Origin of the sequence: Bifidobacterium ramosum (genome assembly GCF_009299505.1) — a bacterium.
In the GTDB taxonomy this organism is placed as follows: domain Bacteria; phylum Actinomycetota; class Actinomycetes; order Actinomycetales; family Bifidobacteriaceae; genus Bifidobacterium; species Bifidobacterium ramosum.
Window position 1 is genome coordinate 372631 of the sequence record NZ_WBSM01000001.1, and the last position, 18936, is coordinate 391566.

Below are 18936 nucleotides of genomic sequence, written 5' to 3' on the forward strand. Positions count from 1 at the left end.
CGGATCGCCGAGCGTGGTCAGTACGCCGGATCGAAGCCGTGCGCCGCATTGTATCCGTCGACGATCGACGCAACGTCGCCATAGCCGAGCGCGACGAACCAGAGTGTGAACAGCACGAAGCACACCGCGACCAACGGCAGACGGTCCGCGGCCATCCTGACCAGACACAACGCCAGCATCGACGCGAGCAGTCCGATGAACGTCATCGACGTGAACCGCAGCCACGTCAACCCGTACGCACCGACGTACAGCGCGAGCCGCAACGCCGCCGAAGCGAGCATCACCCCGGTCGCCGCGACCAGACCGACCAGCATCACGGCGATCACGCGCGTGCGCCGCACATACGTCAGCACCACGCCGAACAATGCCAGATTCACCGCGGCGACGAACAGCAGCTGGAAGAACCCGCTGCGCGCATACTCGGCGTAGGTCAGCCCGCCCGGCAGACCCTCGCGCGCGAACAGGAACGTGAACTGCACCGCGCAGAACAGCGCGTACACCGCCAGCAGCGATCCGAGCACGATCGAGGCGACCAGCGCATCCGGCCTCGCCGTCACCGAACGCCCGTACAGGGCCGCAAGCTCGCCGCGGTCGCGATCCTGGCAATCCAGCAGGGAGAACATGAACGGAAAGGCGACCAGCACGAACGCGGCGTGCGGCAGGAACGACGCCAGGTCGACGTCGCCGATCACACGCCTGACCGCATAGGAGAACACCATGTCCGCGTTCATCAGCAGCGCGGTCATCGCGATCAGCATGGGCACGGCGATCAGCGCGGCCACGCCGATCCTGCGCATGACGGGACGCGTGCGGCCGCGAACCAGCGCATGCGCCACGTCGGCGGCCGCACGCGCGAACGCGCCCAATCCGGCGAACGGCTGGACGATCCAGCCCGTGAACCAGCGCAACGCGATGCCCAGCGGGCGGCGGACGTCGTACCGGCCGTTGACGAGCTGCAGATGCAGCATGAGCAGCGACGGGACGGCGACGAGGCCGGTGATGAGTTCGAACGCGGGGTCGCCGGTATCGGTGCCGCCGCGCGAGACCATCCAATAGGCCAACGCCGCGATCGCCGCGACGGTGAACCATGCCAGCGGCCGGGTGCGCGCGGCGCGCCAATGCAGCGCGGTCACGGTCGCGGCGCAGGCCAGCCAGAAGACGGCGAACAGCAGGCTCGTCCGATCGGGATATCCGTAGACGGACGTCAGACCGGCCAGCACCAGCCGGTCGAACAGCAGCGGGATGGCGAATGCGGCGGCGAACAGTTGGATGGCGCGGGTGCTGACGACCTTCGGCCTGGTTTCCGGCGGTGTCGCTTGTGGTTGCGGCTGTGTCCGGGCCGGCGCCGTGTGTGCGGGCTGCGTTGCGGGTTTCGACGCGCGGTCGGCATTCCGGCCGCAGGGCAGCTGCGAGGCGAGGACGATGGCGTTCGGCGCGATGCCGTCGCGGCGGACGGCCGCCGGATCGGCGGATGACGGGGAGCCGGGCACGGCGGCCGGCCGGTTGTGCTGTGAGACGTTCATGGCTGCAAGCGTAGGCCGCCGATGGTCGCGCGGATATGCCGACCGATGGTTCTTCACCGAACTTGCATATCGAAAAACGATAGGTTACTATCGAATTGCGATTGTTGATGATTGTAATTCGATAATATCTGCGATAAGGATAGGTGATCGACATGGGGGATATGAGTCGACTGCGCGGCCGTGCGGCGGCCGCTGGGATGCCGAAGGACGGCGGCGATCCGTCGTGGAAGGAATTCCATCCGCGGGCGATCGCCGCGCTCAAGGTGCTGATCGTCCTGTTCGAACTGATCTGCATATGGGGGCAGGTCGGCGTGGTCGCCGCGGCCGGCGACTTCGTGACGGCGTATCCCGAATTCGCGGCCGCGCGATGGCCGTACACCATCGCCGGAGTGCTTGGCGTCGCGTGCTTCGAGATCGCGCTCGTGCCGCTATGGAACCTGCTGACCCTGGTGAAGCGCCGCGACGTGTTCTCCGGCAAGGCAATCCTGTGGGACAACGTCATCATCGGATGCGCCGGCGCCGAAGGCGTGCTGGTGCTGTTCGTGCTGCTGTACAACTCATTCGCCCACGACTCCTACTATGACGCGTATCAGAGCGCGACGGTGGATGTGGCGATGGGCGCGTTCGCGTTGAGCCTCGTCTGCCTTGTCGCGCTGCTGCTCATCGCCGCGTTCATCCTGCTCATGCTCGTCATGCGATCGCTGCTGACGGCCGCCATCGCCCAGCGTGACGAACTCGAGGCGGTGATCTGAATGGCGATCCTCGTGAACCTCGACGTGATGCTCGCCAAACGCAAGATGAGCGTGGGCGAGTTCGCCGAACGCATCGGCATCACGCCGGCCAACGTGTCCGTGCTCAAGAACGGTCGCGCCAAGGCCATTCGATTCTCCACGCTCGACCGCATCTGCGAGGTGCTGGACTGCCAGCCCGGCGACGTGCTCGAATGGGTCGACGGCGGTGGCGCGCGGGATGCCTCGTAGGTGATGGCGCCGCGTGTCGCCTCGTCCGAGGCGGCGGGCATAATCGAACACATGTACGAATGCTTGGACCTGTTCTCGGAGCCCACCAGGGCATGGTTCAAACATGCGTTCGGAGAGCCGACCGAGGCGCAACAAGCGGCATGGCCGGCCATCCATGCGGGAGGCAACGTGCTGGTGATCGCCCCCACCGGCTCGGGCAAAACCCTTTCCGCGTTCCTTTCGGCCATCGACCGGCTGATGGGGGAGCGAGCCGCACGGTCGGCGAAAGGCGTCACGGTGCTGTACGTCTCGCCGTTGAAGGCGCTCGCCGTCGACGTGGCGAAGAACCTGCAGGCGCCGCTCGAGGGCATATCCGCCCAATGCGATGCGATGGGCCTGCACGCGCCGGCCATCGCCGTGGCGACCCGCAGCGGCGACACCACACCGAAGGAACGGCGCGCGATCGTCTCCCATCCGCCGGACATCCTCGTCACCACGCCCGAATCGCTGTACCTGCTGCTCACCTCCAAGGCAAGGCGGATCCTCAAGACCGTGGGCACGGTGATCGTGGACGAGGTGCATGCGCTCGCCGGTACCAAACGCGGCGCGCATCTGGCGTTGAGCCTCGAACGGCTCGACCTGCTCACGGCCGGTCCCGCCCAACGCATCGGCCTGTCCGCGACGGTGAATCCCGCCGGGGAGGTCGCACGGTTCCTCGGCGGCGCGCGACCGGTGACCATCGTGGATCCGTCCTCACACCCGGCGATGGATCTGCGCGTGGTCGAACCGTTGGCCAATATGCGCGACCTGCACTCCGCCGATGCGCCGTCCCGTTCCAGCGGCGCGGGCGTGCAGCGGCCGGCCACGCCGCATATCTCCGGAGTCACGCCGGCCATGCAGCGGCTGGCCGAGCGCCGCGGCCTCGCCGTTGCCTCAGAAAACGGCAACAGTGGGGCAGGCGGCGCTCGGCACGGTGCCGCATCCGCCGAAGCGGCCGGCATTGCCGGAGTGCGCGACGATCGCGCCTCCGGCTCCATCTGGCCGGTCGTGGAGCGCAGCGTGCTCGACGAGATCCTCGCCCACCACACCACGCTCGTCTTCGTCAACTCGCGCGGGCTGGCCGAACGGCTCACCGCACGGCTCAACGACCTGTACGCCGACATGCGCGGCGCCGGGCACGCCATCGCCTCGCCGGAGGGGCGCGAAGGCTTCGCCGAACACTACGATGCGGTGGTCGGTTCGACCACCATGCTGGTCCAATCGCACGGGCCCGATGACGTGATCGCGATGGCGCATCACGGCTCCGTCTCCAAGGACCGGCGCAAGCAGATCGAGGAACAGCTCAAGCACGGGCGGCTGCGCTGCGTGGTGGCCACGAGCAGCCTCGAGCTCGGCATCGACATGGGATCGGTGGACCTGGTCATCCAGATCGCCCCGCCACTGTCGGTCGCCTCGGGCCTGCAGCGCGTGGGCCGCGCCGATCACCGCGTCGGCGGCGTCTCGCACGCGCTGTTCTACCCGCTGACCCGCGAACAGATCATCGGCGTCGCCGCCAGCGTCGAAAGCATGCGATCCGGCGACATCGAACCGCTGGCGATACCGCGCAATCCACTTGACATCCTCGCCCAGCAGACCGTCGCCGCGGCCGCGATGGACGACCTCAAACCGGACGAGTGGTACGCCACGGTGCGCAAGGCGGCCCCGTTCGCCGAGCTGGACCGCGACGTGTTCGACGCGGTCATGGGCATGATGACCGGAGCCTACAACACCGAGGAGTTCTCCGCGTTCCGCCCCGCCCTCGTCTGGAACCACGAGGACGACATCATCTCCGCCCGTCCCGGTGCGCAACGGCTCGCCGTCACCAGCGGCGGCACCATCCCCGACCGGGGACTCTACACGGTCGTCCTCCCGGAGGCGGATGCGGGCAAAGGGCAGCGACGGGTCGGCGAACTCGACGAGGAGATGGTCTACGAGTCGCGCGTCGGCGACGTCATCACCCTCGGCACCTCCACATGGCAGATCCAGGAGATCACCCGCGACCGGGTCGTCGTCACCCCCGCGCCGGGGTGCACCGCACGTCTGCCGTTCTGGCATGGCGAGGGGGACGGGCGCGATGCGGGATTCGGGGCCGCCAAAGGCCGATTCATACGGGAAGTGACGAAAGGACTGCGCCCGGCATCGACATACGAGGGCCCGGATACGGGCGCAGCCGGCCCGGACGGCGGGAAACCCCGCTTCGACGACGGCACGGGGCGGCGCCTGCGCGACGACGGTCTCGACGGCAACGCCATCGACAACCTCGCCGCGCTGCTCGCCGAACAGCAGGCCGCCACGGGCGTCGTGCCGAATGATCGAGACCTCGTCATCGAACGCTGCCCCGACGAGGAGGGCGACTGGCGCATCGTCCTGCATTCGCCGTACGGCCGGCGCGTGCACGAGCCATGGGCGATGGCCATCACCGACCGGCTCAGGCAACGCTACGGATTCGACGGGCAGGTGTATGCGGCCGACGACGGCATCGTCATCCGACTACCAGATGGGGAGGGAACCATACCCGTCCGCGAACTGGTCACGTTCGACCCCGACGACCTGCAGCGCATCGTGGAGACCCAGGTGGGGGAGAGCGTCCTGTTCGCCGCGCGCTTCCGCGAATGCGCGGCACGGTCCCTGTTCCTGCCGCGCACCGAACCCGGCAAACGCGTGCCGTTGTGGCAGCAGCGGCTGCGGGCCGCCCAACTGCTCAACGCCGCCCGGCTGAAGCGCAACTTCCCGCTGCTGCTCGAAACCGCGCGCGAATGCCTGAGCGACGTGTACGATCTTCCCGCGCTGCGCCGGATCATGACCGGACTGAACGCCGGAACCATCGCCATGCACGTGGCGGACACCGGCACCCCGTCGCCGTTGGCGGAGAACCTCCTGTTCGGATTCGTCGGCTCGGTCATGTACCAGTACGACGTGCCGCAGGCCGAACGCAGCACGCAACTGCTGTCCATGGATCCGGACGTGCTGGAACGGCTGCTCGGCACGACGGACATATCCGCCGTGCTCGACCCGGACGTGATCGCCGAAGTCGAAGGCCGGCTCGCCGAACGCACCTTCTGGAACGAGCTCGCCGAAGACGACGTCGTCGGGCGCGTCACGCGATACGTCAAAACCCACGGGCCGTTCACCACCGACCGGCTCATCGCCGACCTGCATCTCGACGCCGAGGACGCCGTGCACACGCTCGACCGGCTCTCGCAACGGGGCGTCCTGCTGCGCGGCACGTTCCTGCGGACGGCGGCGCGATCCGGCGACGCCGACGCGCAGGGCACGGGGTCGTCGCATGACGGCACGCAATGGCTGCACCGCGACGTGTTCCGCCGCATCCGCGCCCTGTCGCTCGCCAAGGCGCGCAAGACGATCAAACCGGTGCCGCCGGACGTCTACCAGACGTTCCTGCTCGACCGCCAGGGCGTCGGGCCGGTCGGCGGCGCACGATACCAGGGCGCCGACGGGCTGATGCGGGTCCTCGAACAGCTGGAGGGCGTGTCCCTGCCGATAACGGTGTGGGAGACCTCGGTGCTCCCCGCCCGGGTGGCCGACTATACGCCCGCGATGCTGGACGAACTGCTGGCCGGAGGAGACGTCATCTGGGTGGGCGACGACGCCGGCGACGGCCCGTCCTCAGAACGCGGCCGGCATGACGGGCGCATCGCCTTCCACCCCGCCGATTCGCTGCTGATCCCCGCGCACCCCGATGCCGCGACCAGGCCGGCCGGCGGCGACGCGCGCGCCGGCGACGCCGCTTCGACCATCCCCGACGCCATCCTCGGCGTGCTGGCCTCCGGCGGCGCCTACCGCGCCGACCAGCTCGCCATGATGACCCGCGAACGCTGGCGGCACGACGGCGCCGAAACCGTCGACCCCCGTACCGGCGAGATCCTGCCGTCGCCATGGTCCGACCGGCAGTTCGAAGAGGCGTTATGGTCGCTGGTCTGGCGGGGCGCCGTCACCAACAGTTCGCTGACGCCGGTACGGGCGCTCGGCGCCGGTACCGGGACCGTGCGCGCGCCGGCCCGTGCCGCGCGCCGGCGCATCCGGGTGCAGCCGCGCATCCCGCAGACCATGGCGGGGCTCTGGTCGGCGATCGCCGCCGAACCGGAGGAACGGGAACCCTACGACGGGACGACCGGGCACGGCGGCGATCCCGACCGGAAGACCGACGTGACGGAGGCGGGCGCGGGAGCCGACGGCGGCGCCGTCACGCCGGAACGGCTGGCCATCGCCCGCGTGGACGCGCTGCTCGACCGCTACGGCGTGATCGCACAGCCGCTGGTCGACAAGGAGGACGTGCCCGGCGGGTTCTCCGGACTATATCCGGTGCTCAAACGCATGGAGGAGCACGACATGCTGGTCCGAGGCCTGTTCGTCGCAGGTTTCGGCGCGGCGCAATTCGCCGTCAGGGACACCGTCGACGCGCTGCGCGATGCCGACGCCTCGCACAGCCGATCCGCGATCGCCCTTGACGCCACCGACCCGGCCGCCCTCTCCGGAACGGCCGTCGCATGGCCGGACAGCGCCGGCCGGCCGACGCGTCGGGCCGGCACCCTCGTCGTCCTCGTCCACGGCAGGCCGGTGCTGTACGCCGCGCCGCGCAGCCACCATCTGCTCGCCTTCGACCACGACGAATCCGCGTTGCGCCCGGCCTGCGACGAACTCGCCTACACGCTGCAACGGCGGATGTCGTACACCGGGCCATCCGCCGGCGGCGTCACCTTCGCCGATCTCGACGGCGAACCGCTCACCCAACGCAACGACGCCACGCGCATCCTGCACGCGGCCGGCTTCACCCCCTGCCCCCAGGGCATGAAGCTGTACCGATAGGTCCGCCCGGCGTCCCCTCACGCCGCCTTCCCGCGCACACCCGTTAGGAAACCGTTAGCGAATCGCCGCCGCGCGCCTGCGGGGGCGTATGTGAACCGTAAAAACCGGTCCGCGCGCGATTGCGCCTCCATAGCATGAAGGTGTCATGCCTCGACGGCGTGCGTTCCGAGCATTCCGGATACGGGAGGGAAGGGGCGCATGCCATCGGGCTGCCTCGATTGAAGGAGCAAACATGCCTTGGTGGGTCGATCTCGCCTATGTGGTCTGCACGATCGTGATCTTCGTGCTGTTCGATCTGTTCGGAAAGTGGGTGGACAAGCTATGATGACGTTCTTCGCCGTCCTGGGCGTCGTCCTGGGCATAGCGGCAATCGCCTACATGATCTATTCCCTGTGCCGCCCCGAGAAGTTCTGAACTGGTTTTGAGCGATCTTTAGGAATCAAAGGTTCATCACATGGTATATCTTTTTGCGATCATGGCGTTCGCATTGATCGCCATCATCCTAGCGGCGATCTACAAGCCGCTGGGCGACTACATGTTCAACGTGTTCACGGCCGACAAGGACCTCTTCTTCGAGAAGTGGATCTACAAGGTGGTCGGCGTCGACTCCAGAAAGGGCCAGACCTGGAAGGCATACCTGCGCGGCGTGCTCGGGTTCTCCCTGATGAGCGTGCTGGTGCTCTACCTGCTCCAGCGCGTGCAGCACTGGCTGCCGTTCTCGCTGGGCTTCCCGAACGTCGAAGGCCCGCTCGCGTTCAACACCGCGGCCTCATTCGTGACCAACACGAACTGGCAGTCCTACTCGCCGGACGTCACGCTCGGCTACACCGTGCAGTTCGCCGGCCTCGCCGTACAGAACTTCGTATCCGCGGCCGTCGGCATCGCCGTGGCGATCGCGCTCGTGCGCGGCTTCGCATGGCGCAAATCCGAAACCATCGGCAACTTCTGGGTCGACCTGACCCGCTGCACGATGCGCATCCTCATGCCGATCTCCATCGTCATGGGCATCATCCTCATCGCCCTCGGCGTGGCCCAGAACCTCGCCGGCTTCGTCGACGTGAACACCGTCGCCGGCGACACCCAGAGGATCATGCAGGGCCCGGTGGCCTCCCAGGAGGTCATCAAGGAACTCGGCACCAACGGCGGCGGCTTCTTCAACGCCAACTCGTCCCACCCGTACGAGAACCCGAACATGTGGACCAACCTCATCGAGATCGTCCTCATGCTCGCCATCCCGGTGGCCCTGACCCGCACGTTCGGCCGCATGGTAGGCGACATCCGCCAAGGCTATGCGCTGCTCGGCGCGATGGTCATCCTCTTCGGCGTGAGCTTCCTCGCGGTCGTCACCGCCGAATCGTTCTCCGACGACCCGATCACCGCCCTGACCGGCGGTTCGATGGAAGGCAAGGAGACCCGCTTCGGCATCGTCTGGTCCGGCCTGTTCGGCACCACGTCGACCAGCACGTCCACGGGCGCCGTCAACTCGATGCACGACTCGTACACCGCGCTCGGCGGCATGATGTACATGCTCAACATGATGCTCGGCGAAGTCAGCCCCGGCGGCGTGGGAGCCGGCCTGTACGGCATCCTCGTGATGGCCGTCGTGGCCGTGTTCATCGCCGGCCTCATGGTCGGCCGCACGCCGGAATACCTCGGCAAGAAGATCGGCCCGCGCGAGATGAAGATGGCCTCGCTCTACTTCCTCGTCATGCCGATCACCGTGGTGCTGGGCGTCTCCCTGAGCTTCGCCCTGCCGTTCGCACGCCAGTCGATCTTCGACACCTCGCTCAACAACGACGGCAACCACGGCTTCTCCGAAGTCGTCTACGCCTTCACCTCGGCCGCCAACAACAACGGCTCCGCGTTCGCCGGCCTCACCGCCGACACCCCGTGGCTCGACACCGCCCTGGGACTGGCCGTGCTGATCGGCCGCTTCCTGCCGATCGCGCTGGTGCTCGCGCTCGCCGGCTCCCTCGCCAAGCAGGACAAGGTGCCGGTGACCGCCGGCACGATGAGGACCGACAACGGCCTGTTCGTCGTCCTTCTGGTATTCGTTATCTTCCTGATTTCCGCGCTGACGTTCTTCCCGACGCTTGCTCTGGGACCGTTGGCAGAAGGTTTGGTGGCTTGATATGACTTCCGCAACTGCGAACGACGTCGCCGACAACGCGACCTCCATCGCGAACGACGTCAAAAAGTCCAACGAGCAGTCGTTGGGCGCGATGCTGGGCAAGAGCCTGCCGGATGCGTTCCGCAAGTTCGACCCGCGCAACATGTGGCACAACCCCGTCATGTTCATCGTATGGGTGGGCGCCGCGTTCCTGACCCTGCTGGGCATCTGCCAGTTGTTCGACCCCGCGCTGGCCAACGGCGAGCCGATCTACTTCACGTGGATCGTGGCCGTCGTGCTGTGGGCCACCGTGCTGTTCGCCAACCTCGCCGAGGCCGTGGCCGAAGGGCGTGGCAAGGCGCAGGCCGACGCGCTGCGCAAGACCCGCACCACCACGCCGGCGCGCATCGTCAAAGGCTACGATGCGAAGAACGACCCGGACGTGCGCGGCCCGGAACGCGGCGAGGGACCGGCCTACATCGAGGAGATCCCGAGCTCCGACTTGAAGCTCGGCGACGTGGTGGTCGTCTCCGCCGGCGAGCTCATCCCCGGCGACGGCGACATCATCTCCGGCATCGCCTCGGTCGACGAATCCGCCATCACCGGCGAATCCGCGCCCGTCATCCGCGAATCCGGCGGCGACCGCTCGTCCGTCACCGGCGGCACCCGCGTGCTGTCCGACCGCATCGTCGTGCGCATCACCCAAAAGCCCGGCGAAAGCTTCGTCGACAAGATGATCGCCCTGGTCGAAGGCGCGAACCGCCAGAAGACCCCGAACGAGATCGCCCTCGACGTGCTGCTGAGCTCGCTGACCATCATCTTCCTGGTCGTCGTGCTGTGCATCAACCCGCAGGCGTCCGCGGTCGGCGCGTCCGTGAGCCTCACGGTGCTCGTCGCCCTGCTCGTGTGCCTCATCCCGACCACCATCGGCGCGCTGTTGAGCGCCATCGGCATCGCCGGCATGGACCGTCTGGTCCAGCGCAACGTGCTCGCCACCTCCGGCCGCGCCATCGAGGCGGCCGGCGACGTGACCACGCTGCTGCTCGACAAGACCGGCACCATCACCTACGGCAACCGTCAGGCCTCCGAATTCCACGCCCTGCCGGGCGTGGACCACGATGAGATGGCCAAGGCCGCGGCCCTGAGCTCGCTGGCCGACGCCACGCCGGAAGGCCAGTCCATCGTCGCCCTCGCCAAGTCCGAAGGCTTCGAGATGGACGAGGTGCCCGGCTCCGTAGCCGTGCCGTTCACCGCCGAGACCCGCATGTCCGGCCTCGACCTGCCGAACGGCGACCGCATCCGCAAGGGCGCCGCCTCGGCCGTCGAGGCGTGGATCGACAGGGAGGGCGGCGCGATGCCGGTCGAGGTGCGCGACGCCCTGCACCAGAAGGTCTCCTACATCTCCGCTCAGGGCGGCACCCCGCTGGTTGTCGCCGAACAGTATGCGAACGGCGAGGTCAAGGTCCTGGGCGTCGTCCAGTTGAAGGACGTCGTCAAGAAGGGGCTCAAGGAGCGTTTCGCCGATCTGCGCAAGATGGGCATCCGCACCGTCATGGTCACCGGCGACAATCCGCTCACGGCCAAGGCCATCGCCAAGGAGGCCGGCGTGGACGATTTCATCGCCGAGGCCAAGCCCGAGGACAAGCTCGCCTACATCAGGAAGGAGCAGGCCAAGGGCCAGCTCGTCGCCATGACCGGCGACGGCACCAACGACGCCCCGGCGCTCGCCCAGTCCGATGTCGGCGTGGCCATGAACTCCGGCACCTCGGCCGCGAAGGAGGCCGGCAACATGGTCGACCTCGACTCCGACCCGACCAAGCTCATCGACATCGTGGCCATCGGCAAGCAGCTGCTCATCACGCGCGGCGCCCTGACCACCTTCTCCATCGCCAACGACGTGGCGAAGTACTTCGCCATCATCCCGGCCATGTTCATGGAGAAGTTCCCGGGTCTCGGCCTGCTCAACATCATGGGCCTGCACAGCTCGCTGTCCGCGGTGCTGTCCGCGATCATCTTCAACGCGATCATCATCGTGTTGCTCATCCCGCTGGCCCTGAAGGGCGTGAAGTACCGCGCCGAAGCCAGCGAGAAGATCCTGGGCCGCAACCTCAAGGTCTACGGTCTGGGCGGCATCGTCGCGCCGTTCATCGGCATCTGGATCATCGACCTGTTCGTCCGTCTCATCCCGGGCTTCTGATCCCTCGGATCCATGAAACGGAACCGATTCGGACATCGAAGACATTGAAGAAGGAATGAATGCAATGAAGAACACCATCTCATTGAACATGCGCAGCTATTGGGCCGGGTTCAAGGCCGTGATCGTCTTCACCGTCATCGTGATCGTCTACACGTTCGCGATGACCGGCATCGGCCAGCTCGGCATGCCGGCCAAGGCCAACGGTTCGATGCTCACGAACGCGCAGGGCGAGGTCGTGGGGTCGAGCCTGATCGGCCAGTCCTTCACCGACGAGAACGGCGACGCGCTGCCGCAGTACTTCCAGTCCCGCCCATCGGCCGCATCAGACCCGAACAAGGACGAGGACAACCAGGGCTACTATGCCGCCGCATCGTCCGGCACCAACAAGGGCCACGCCGACGCCGACCTCATCAAGAACGTCACTGAGCTGCGCAAGGCCATCGCCAAGCGTGAGGGCGTGAGTGCCAAGGACGTGCCGGCCGACGCCGTCAGCGCATCCTCCTCCGGCCTCGACCCGGAGATCAGCCCCGCATACGCGGCCATCCAGGTCAGGCGCGTGGCCAAGGAGCGGGGGTTGAGCGAGGAACAGGTCGAGACTCTGGTCAGGAAGTACACCACCGGCCGCGGTCTCGGCTTCATCGGCGAGCCCACGGTCAACGTGGTCGAACTCAATCTGGCGCTTGACGAACTCAAGTGAGCCGATCTCCCGTGAAGGGACGATGGCGTGGAGCTTCCGCGTCACCGCCCCTTCACGGCGTTCATCGTATACAGTCGTATAACGGGATGTTTCGCAAGCACGGGGGATGATATGGCACAGGCACGGGGAACGTTCAGGGTGCTGCTGGGCGCGGCGCCGGGCGTCGGCAAGACGTGCGCGATGCTCAAGGAAGGGCATCGGCTGCAGGAGGACGGCAAGGACGTGGTCATCGCCCTGTTGGAGACCCACGGCCGCGCCGCCACCGCCAAGGCCGCCGAAGGACTGGAGATGGTGCCGCGACGCCGCGTGCGCTACCGCGGCATGTGGCTCGAGGAGATGGACCTGTTCAGGATCATCGAACGGCACCCGCAGGTGGCGCTCGTCGACGAGCTCGCCCACACCAACGCCCCCGGATCGGTGCACAGGAAGCGCTGGCAGGACGTCATGGACCTGCTCGACGCCGGCATCGACGTGATCACCACCATCAACGTGCAGCACATCGAATCGCTCAACGACGTGGTGCGCGAGATCACCGGCAGCACGCAGAAGGAGACCGTGCCCGACAAGGTGCTGCGCTCCGCGTCACAGGTCGAACTGGTCGACCTGCCGCCCGAGGGCCTGCGCGAACGCCTCGCCGCCGGATTCGTCTACAAGCCCGACCGCGTGGACGCGGCCCTGAGCAACTACTTCCGCGTCGGCAACCTCACCGCGCTGCGCGAACTGGCCCTGCTGTGGCTGGCCGGCCGCGTGGACGAGGCGTTGAAGACCTACCGCGAGGAACACCACATCAACGCCAAATGGGAGACGCGCGAACGCGTGATCGTGGCGTTGTCAGGCGGCCCCGAAGGCGAACAGCTGCTGCGCCGCGGCGCACGCGTCGCCCGGGCGTCCGGCGGCGGCGACCTCATCGCCGTGCACGTCACCCCCGAGGACGGACTCGCCGGCTCCAATCCGGCGCTGCTCATCAAACAGCGCGAACTCGTCGAGGAACTGGGCGGCACCTACCATCAGATCGTCGGCGAGGACATCGCCGAAGCCCTGCTCGACTACGCCCGCGCGAACAACGCCGCGCAGGTGATCGTCGGCGTCTCGAGGCGCAACGCGCTGTCCCGCTGGCTCGGCCGCCCCTCCACGCCCAACAGCATCATCGAGAAATCCGGCGACATCGACGTGCACATCGTCACGCACGCGTTCGCCAGCCGGGGCTTTCGCATGCCGTCGGCGAACAGGCCGCCGATCGAGTGGAAGCGGCGGGCGGCGGGATTCGCGTTCGCCGTGCTGTCCGTACTGCTCACCGGCTGGATGCTGTACCGGTTCAGCGCGCCCGCCTACGCGCAGCGCGACGCGCTGGTCCTGCAGCTGCTGGTCGTGATCTCCGCCGTGGTCGGCGGACTTGCGCCCGCCATGGTGTGCGCCGTGCTGTCCGGATTCGTGCTGGACCTGCTCTATACCATGCCCATCGGCACCCTGCACGTGATGCGCGTCTCGGACATGGTGACCATCGTGCTCTACGTGCTCGTGGGCATCATCGTCTCCGCCGTGGTGGACCGTGCCGACACGATCGCGCGGCAGGCCCAGCGCGCCAGCGCCGAATCGGAGATCCTGGCCGGCGTGGCCGGCGCCGTGCTGCGCAGCGACGACCCGTTGCAGGCCATCGTGCACCGCACTCGCGAGGCGTTCGGCTTCTCCTGCGTGCGCGTCGTGCAGGACGGGCGCATCATCGTCTCGGACGGCGAGCCGGGCACCGTCGCGGGCGGCGGCACGGGGGAGACCGGCACCGACGTCGCCACGGGCGTCGAGGAACCGGAGACCATCGCCATGTCCGACTCCGGACCGCAGCTCAAACTGTACGGCAAACCCGTCGAGGCATCGGACCAGCGCATGCTGCTGGCCATCCTCTCGCAGATCCAGACCGTGCTCGAGCACAAGGACCTGGAACGCAAGGCCAGCGAGATCGGCCCGCTCGCCGCCGCCGAAAAGGTGCGCACCGGCCTGCTCAACGCGGTCAGCCACGATCTGCGCCGTCCGCTCGCCTCGGCCACCGCCGCCGTCTCGGGACTGCAGCGCATGGGCGACACGATGAGCGAACGCGACCGCCGGGAACTGCTCGGCGTGGCCGCCAACGGGCTCAAACAGCTCACCAGGCTCGTCACCGACCTGCTCGACGTCTCCCGCATCCGCGAGGGCGCCCTGCCGCTCGCGCTCGCCGCCACGGACGTGGGCGAGGAGATCATCCCGCTGTTCGACGAGCTGAACATCGGACCGTGGTCCATCGACCTGGACATCGACCCCGATCTGCCGCTGGTCGTCGCCGACCCGGCGCTGCTGCGACGCGCCCTGTCGAACGTGCTGGTCAACGCGATGCGGTTCACGCCCGCCGGCAAACGCGTGCGGCTGTCCGCGTCCGCGTTCAACGGCGTGGTCGAGATCCGCGTGGCCGATCAGGGGCCGGGCGTTCCCGACTCGCGCAAGAACGACATCTTCCTGCCGTTCCATCGGCTCGGCGACACGGACAACACCACCGGGCTCGGATTGGGCATGGCGCTGTCGAAGGGGTTCGTCGAGTCGATGGGCGGTTCGATCAGCCCCGAGGACACGCCCGGCGGGGGACTGACCATCGTGATCACCCTGCGCGCGGCCGACCGCACGCTGCGCGCCGGGCAGCCGATCCCGCCCGACGAGCGGCCCGATCCGGCCGACATCCTCGAAAAGGACACGCTCAACGTCTCCGGGGCCGTCTCCGACGTGATCCTGCCGCTGCCGGGCGACGGACGCTCCGACGAACGCGGCCTCGACCGGTTCATCACCTACGGCATCATGCGCGGCGACGACGCGCACGACGAGGGACGCGACGACGGCCGGTCGCACGACGACGCGGATGACGGCGCGGATGACGGTGCACACGACGGCGCGGACGACGGTGCGGACGACGACCTGAATGATGACGCGCATGACGACGCGCATGACGACGGCGGACGCGATGATGGACGAGTCGACGCGCGCGACGACGGCGACATGCGCGACGACGATGACGACGAGACGGCCACGACCGCATCGGAGGGGGCACGGCGATGAAGATTCTGGTGGCGGACGACGATCCGCAGTTCCTGAAGGCGTTGAAGATCACCCTGCATTCGCAGGGCTACGGCATCGTCACCGCGCGCGACGGCGTCGAATGCATCACGGTGGCGGTGCAGGAGCATCCCGACCTGTTCGTACTGGACCTCGGCATGCCGCGGATGGACGGCATGGGCGTGATCCAGGGGGTGCGCGGCTGGACCGACGCGCCGATACTGGTCGTGTCCGGGCGCACCGACGCGCGCGAGAAGGTGGCCGCACTGGACGCGGGCGCCGATGACTACGTGACCAAACCCGTCTCCATCGACGAGCTGCTGGCCCGGATCCGCGCGCTGCTGCGCCGCGTCTCCCAGGAGAACGCCGCCAAGAACGAGACACCGCTGGTGCGGTTCGGCGACGTGACCGTGGATCTCAACGCGCACGCCGTGTTCCGCGGGGGAGCGGGGCGCGAGACCCGCGTGCGGCTGACCCCCACCGAATGGAAGGTGCTCGAGGTGCTGGTGCGCAACGCCGGCAGGCTCGTGACCCGCCACGACATGCTCACCTCGATCTGGGGCGCGCAGCACGTCAGGGACACCGGCTACCTGCGCCTGTACATCTCGCAGCTGCGCAAGAAGATCGAACCCGACCCCTCGCATCCGAGGTATCTGAAGACCGAAACCGGCATGGGATACCGTCTGGACACGTCCGGCGGCGCGGGCGACGGCACGGCCGGAGACCCGGGTTCCGTGCCGTCGCCGGCCGCACCGCCTACCCGATGAACGCGATCGGCGCCGCCAGATCGACGCCCGAGCCGTCGCGGCGCATGTCCGGCTTCGGCAGCTCCACGGCCGCGCCTCCTTCGGTGGAGGCGTGCAGCGGATACGCGCCGACCCATGCCAGGATCAGCGCGTTCTGACCCTTGAGGAAACGTTGCGAGCGCACGCCGCCCGTGCCGCGCCCCTTGGTCGGGTACATCTCCAGCGGCGTCACCTTCGCGGCGCCGTTCTCCGTGCCGGCCAGGGCGTCCTTGTCGCCGGCCACGGTGAGCACCACCGCGCCGGACGCGGAGAACATGCCGTTGTCGCCCTCCTCGTACGTCCACGCGATCTTGCCGGCCGGCACCACGTTGAACGACACCGCGGCGCAGTCCTCGGCCAGGCGGATGCCGGCCATGCCGCCGGCCGTGCGTCCCTGCGGGCGCACGTTGCCCGCGTCGAACGTGAGCAGCGACGAATCCGACGAGACGAACACCAGACGGTCGTCGTCCGCGGCGTCCGCGGCGAACAGCACACGGTCGCCGTCCTTGAGGTCGATCACGCTCCACGAATCCATCGTGGTCGGCGATTCGCGGTTCCACCGCTTCACCACGCCGTCGCGCGTGCCGATCGCCAACGGCGGCAGCTGCACCGCGTCCGACGAGCCTTCGCCCACCGGTTCGACGCCGTTGAGCGTGCCGGTCATCGGCACGGCCGCCACCACGCTCTCCCCGCGCACCGGTTCGGTGCTTTCGGTCGATCCCAGAAGCTCGTCGGCCCGCACGCCGCCGGTCGTGCTCAGCACCTCGGCCGCGGGCAGCGACGGCAGTTCGACCACGTGGGCGAGCACCAGCCGGCCGACCGACGTGACCAGACCATACGACGAGCGCGTGCTCGTGCGGAAGATCGACGTGATCTGGTCGTCCGCCCTGCGCGTGTCGGTCGACGAGCGCGACTCCCATACGTCCCATGCGGCGGCCGACGTGCGGGCGATCAGACCGGACGCGCTGAGCATCACCACGCACGGCTCGTCGTCGATCTGCAGCGCGGCCGACGCGGCGCCCTCCTCGCCGGACCGCTTCGCCGCCGCCGTGGCCGCGGCGACATCGGCGGCTGCCGATGACAGCGTCGCCGCCGTGCGCGCCGCCTCCAGCGCGGCCGTCGACGCGCTGTCGTCGCCATGCGGCACCACCGGTGTCAGCGTCCCGTCCGGACCCTCGTCCAGCAGCACGGTACGCCGCGGCGAACCGTACGCGGCGACCGCCTCGTCCATTTCGCGCACCACCACACGGTCCAGCTCCTGACCGGACGCGAGGATGCGGTCCAGCTCCTCGATGCGGCGTTTGAGATCGTCGCGCTCCGCCTCGAGTTCGATGCGGCTCATCTTCGTGAGCCGACGCAGGCGCAGGTCGAGGATGTACTGCGCCTGGACGTCGTCGAGGTCGAACACCGCGATCAGACGGTTCTTCGCCGCATCCGCGTCGTCCGACGTGCGGATCACCTGGATCACCTCGTCGATGTCGAGCAGCGCCAGCAGCAGGCCCTCGACCAGATGCAGACGCTCCAGCGCCTTCTTGCGGCGGAACTCGCTGCGCCGGCGCACCACGGAACGCCGGTGGTCGATCCACACGCCGAGCATCTCCTTCAAGCCCATCGTGTGCGGGCGGCCGTCCACCAGCGCCACGTTGTTCATCGTGAAGTTGTCCTGCAGCGGCGTGTTGCGGAACAGCTGCGCGAGCACCGCGTTCGGATCGAACCCGGTCTTCACCTCGATCACGAGCCGGGTGCCGTTGTGCCGGTCGGTCAGGTCGATCGCCCCGGAGATGCCTTCGAGCTTATGGTTCTTCACGCCTTCGGAGATGCGTTCCAGCACGCGTTCGGGCCCGACCATGTACGGCAGTTCGGTCACCACGATCGCCTTCTTGCGCGCGGTCACGTTCTCGATATGCGTCTTGGAACGCGTGGTGAGCGACCCTCGGCCCGTGGCGTACGCCTCGCGGATCCCGTCGCGGCCGATGATGATGCCGCCGCCGGGCCAGTCCGGCCCCGGCACGTAGCGCATCAGCTCCTCGAGCGAGGACGTCGGATACTTCATGAGATGCTTCGCGGCCGCGACCACCTCGCCGAGGTTATGCGTCGCCATGTTCGTGGCCATGCCCACCGCGATGCCCGAGCCGCCGTTGACCAGCAGGTTCGGGATGGCCGACGGCAGCACCGTCGGCTCCTTGAGCTTGTTGTCGTAGTTCGGCGTGAAGTCGACCGTGTCCTCGTCGAGCCCCGCGTTCATGCCGAGCGCCGCCGGGGCGAGCCGGGCCTCCGTGTATCGCGAGGCGGCCGGGCCGTCGTCCAGCGAACCGAAGTTGCCGTGGCCGTCCACCAGCGGCAGGCGCATCGCGAACGGCTGGGCGAGGCGCACCATCGCCTCGTAGATCGCCGAATCGCCGTGCGGATGCAGCTTGCCCATCACCTCGCCGACCACGCGCGCCGACTTCATGTACGGACGGTCCGGATTGAGGTTCATCTGCCCCATCTGATAGACGATGCGCCGCTGCACCGGCTTCAGACCGTCGCGCGCGTCGGGCAGGGCGCGCGCGTAGATCACCGAATACGCGTATTCGAGGAACGACTTGCTCATCTCCTCGTTCAGCGGCGTTTCGACGATATGCTCCTTGACCTGGCGGAGGTCATAGGCGGGTGATGCCGGCTTGCGGTGTGATGCCATGCGTGCGCTCCCAGCTGTCGATGGTCGGATGATGTCAACAACCGCAC

10 protein-coding genes are annotated in these 18936 nt (G+C 67.9%); 8 read left to right on the top strand and 2 right to left on the bottom strand.

The window, feature by feature from the left end; genetic code table 11:
* Window positions 1-17: 17 nt before the first annotated feature.
* Window positions 18-1523 (bottom strand): DUF4153 domain-containing protein, encoded by a 1506-nt coding sequence (locus DSM100688_RS01430; RefSeq protein WP_152357382.1) that lies wholly within the window; start codon window positions 1521-1523, stop codon window positions 18-20.
* Between the two features lie 152 nt (window positions 1524-1675).
* Between DSM100688_RS01430 and DSM100688_RS01435 the strand changes: the two genes are divergently transcribed.
* The 8 genes from DSM100688_RS01435 to DSM100688_RS01470 all read left to right on the top strand — a co-directional run bounded on the left by DSM100688_RS01435 (window position 1676) and on the right by DSM100688_RS01470 (window position 16191).
* The gene (locus DSM100688_RS01435) at window positions 1676-2275 is read left to right on the top strand and encodes a DUF2975 domain-containing protein (protein WP_239519272.1); all 600 of its coding nucleotides are present in this window, start codon (window positions 1676-1678) and stop codon (window positions 2273-2275) included.
* Window positions 2276-2503 carry a helix-turn-helix domain-containing protein gene (locus tag DSM100688_RS01440; RefSeq protein ID WP_152357383.1) on the top strand — a complete coding sequence of 76 codons (228 nt, stop codon included), beginning with the start codon at window positions 2276-2278 and terminating at the stop codon, window positions 2501-2503.
* 51 nt (window positions 2504-2554) lie between these two features.
* The gene (locus tag DSM100688_RS01445; RefSeq protein ID WP_152357384.1) at window positions 2555-7348 is read left to right on the top strand and encodes a DEAD/DEAH box helicase; all 4794 of its coding nucleotides are present in this window, start codon (window positions 2555-2557) and stop codon (window positions 7346-7348) included.
* 454 nt (window positions 7349-7802) lie between these two features.
* Window positions 7803-9479: a potassium-transporting ATPase subunit KdpA gene (gene kdpA / locus DSM100688_RS01450; RefSeq protein WP_152357385.1), complete on the top strand. Its 1677-nt coding sequence runs from the start codon at window positions 7803-7805 to the stop codon at window positions 9477-9479.
* A 1-nt stretch (window position 9480) separates the two neighbouring features.
* Window positions 9481-11655 carry a potassium-transporting ATPase subunit KdpB gene (gene kdpB, locus DSM100688_RS01455; RefSeq protein WP_152357386.1) on the top strand — a complete coding sequence of 725 codons (2175 nt, stop codon included), beginning with the start codon at window positions 9481-9483 and terminating at the stop codon, window positions 11653-11655.
* A gap of 64 nt (window positions 11656-11719) precedes the next feature.
* On the top strand, window positions 11720-12352 hold the full coding sequence (gene kdpC, locus DSM100688_RS01460) for a K(+)-transporting ATPase subunit C (RefSeq protein WP_152357387.1): 633 nt from the start codon (window positions 11720-11722) through the stop codon (window positions 12350-12352).
* A 111-nt stretch (window positions 12353-12463) separates the two neighbouring features.
* Entirely contained in the window at window positions 12464-15427 is a 2964-nt protein-coding gene (locus DSM100688_RS01465; RefSeq protein ID WP_204316613.1) for an ATP-binding protein, read from the top strand.
* A complete protein-coding gene (locus tag DSM100688_RS01470) occupies window positions 15424-16191 on the top strand; it encodes a response regulator (protein WP_152357388.1) in 768 nt (255 codons plus the stop codon). Before DSM100688_RS01465 ends, DSM100688_RS01470 begins: the two co-directional genes overlap by 4 nt.
* On the opposite strand, the gene DSM100688_RS01475 is transcribed toward DSM100688_RS01470, so the two are convergent.
* Window positions 16181-18889 carry a DNA gyrase/topoisomerase IV subunit A gene (locus DSM100688_RS01475; RefSeq protein ID WP_152357389.1) on the bottom strand — a complete coding sequence of 903 codons (2709 nt, stop codon included), beginning with the start codon at window positions 18887-18889 and terminating at the stop codon, window positions 16181-16183. The genes DSM100688_RS01470 and DSM100688_RS01475 overlap by 11 nt on opposite strands.
* Window positions 18890-18936 lie beyond the last annotated feature (47 nt).